This is a genomic window from Kytococcus schroeteri (genome assembly GCF_002847825.1).
In the GTDB taxonomy this organism is placed as follows: domain Bacteria; phylum Actinomycetota; class Actinomycetes; order Actinomycetales; family Dermatophilaceae; genus Kytococcus; species Kytococcus schroeteri.
The window spans coordinates 1-341 of record NZ_PKIZ01000109.1 but is presented as its reverse complement, the minus strand read 5'-3'; the positions used below and the strand labels follow the sequence as shown (position 1 = coordinate 341).

1 protein-coding gene is annotated in these 341 nt (G+C 63.0%); it reads left to right on the top strand.

Going from position 1 to position 341, the window contains the following annotated elements; genetic code table 11:
- On the top strand, positions 1 to 341 hold a 341-nt coding region (locus CYJ76_RS11750; protein ID WP_331250404.1), incomplete at both ends, for a haloacid dehalogenase-like hydrolase.

Sequence of the window (341 nt, the reverse complement as noted above, 5' to 3'; positions counted from 1 at the left end):
ATAACACGCTGATTAAGGGCGCCTCGATCCTGCTCTTCGCTCGTGGCCTGGCGAAACGGCGCTTCTTCACTGCCCGACAGCTGCTGGGCTTTATTTGGGTGCAGATGAAGTTCCGGATGCTTGGCAAGGAAAGCGCGGACGACATCTCCAGCGGCCGGGAGCAGGCGCTGGCGCTGGTGAAGGGGCGCAAGGAGTCCGAGGTTATCGAAATGGCCCAGGAGATCTGGGCGGCGACGATCGCGGAACGCATCTTCCCGGACACCAAGGAACTGGCCGACATGCACATTCAAGCGGGCCAGCAGGTGTGGCTGGTGACCGCCTCGCCGGTGCAGCTGGCGCAG